The organism is Allomuricauda sp. CAU 1633, assembly GCF_017313225.1.
Classification (GTDB): domain Bacteria; phylum Bacteroidota; class Bacteroidia; order Flavobacteriales; family Flavobacteriaceae; genus Flagellimonas.
In genome coordinates, this window is sequence record NZ_JAFLNE010000019.1 from 1 (window position 1) to 1222 (window position 1222).

At 50.6% G+C, this 1222-nt stretch carries 1 protein-coding gene; it reads left to right on the forward strand.

Annotation, left to right across the window (positions count from 1 at the left end; all coding sequences use genetic code 11):
- The first annotated feature begins 67 nt into the window (after nt 1-67).
- Nucleotides 68-1206, forward strand: a protein-coding gene (locus J0X14_RS19000; RefSeq protein WP_242528105.1) for an IS3 family transposase whose coding sequence is annotated in 2 segments (ribosomal slippage) — nt 68-329 and nt 329-1206 — 1140 coding nt in all. Because the reading frame shifts where the segments join, the coding sequence is not laid out codon by codon here.
- The last annotated feature ends 16 nt before the right edge of the window (nt 1207-1222 follow it).

A 1222-nucleotide genomic window follows, 5' to 3' on the forward strand; every position in this document is an offset into this window, starting at 1 on the left:
TGTAGCCTTCCCTAAAAATAGGACAGCTTAAAATTAGAATTTTCTAACTTTAAATTTTAACTGTCACATGAAAAAAAGCAAGTTTACCGAGAGCCAGATCATTCGGGCACTTAAAGAGAACGAACAAGGTAGGAGCGTCGGGGAGATCTCCCGGGAGTTGGGGATCGACAAGAGCACTTTCTACTATTGGCGCAAGAAGTACGGGGGCATGGAAGTTGCCCATATGAAGCGCTTGAAGGAGCTTGAGGAGGAGAACCGCAGGCTCAAGCAGATGTACGCCGATGCCAGTTTGGACATCCGTATGCTCAAGGACGTACTGTCAAAAAAGTTCTAGGGCCTTCCGACAAGAAGCAGCGCGCCAAATATCTCCAGGAGACGTATTCGGTATGCATATCGCGTTCCTGCGGGGTGCTGGACCTTGCGCGGTCAATGTGGTACTACCATAGCAGAAGGGACGACACCGAGGTGATCGACGCCCTTTCCAGGCTGGCCGAAGAGCTGCCGACAAGGGGATTCGAGGTATATTACAAGCGCTTGCGTCGCGAAGGCCACAACTGGAACAGGAAACGGGTGCTGAGGGTCTACAGGTCCATGAACCTAAAACTCAGGAGGAAGCACAAGAAGAGGCTTCCCGCGAGGACCAAAAACCCATTGGAAGCCCCGATGGAGATCAACGAGGTCTGGAGCATGGACTTTATGGCCGATGTACTGTCCGATGGAAGGAAGATAAGGGTATTCAATGTCATGGACGATTGCAACCGGGAGGCTCTGGCCATGGACGTGGGGCTTAACTATCCGGCGATAAGGGTCGTGGAGACCTTATCACAATTGGAGGAAGAAATAGGCCTGCCAAAGACCATACGCTGCGACAACGGTCCGGAGTTCATATCCAAGACCCTATCGCAATGGTGCAAGGGCAAACGGGTGGAGCTGCAGTTCATCCAGCCCGGCAAGCCCATGCAGAACGGATATATGGAACGCCTCAACAGGTTTTACAGGGAGGATGTGCTCGATGCCTATTGGTTCAACGACCTGCACCAAGTAAGGACGCTGACCCAAAAATGGATGGAGGATTACAATACAAAGCATCCCCATTCATCCATCGGCGATATGCCACCAAGGGAATACAAGAACCGTTTCGGGGAAGAATTCTTCCCCGAAACAGACGACATTAATGATAATTTTATGAATTTAGCGATGTCCTAAAAGGGGTAAGGCTACA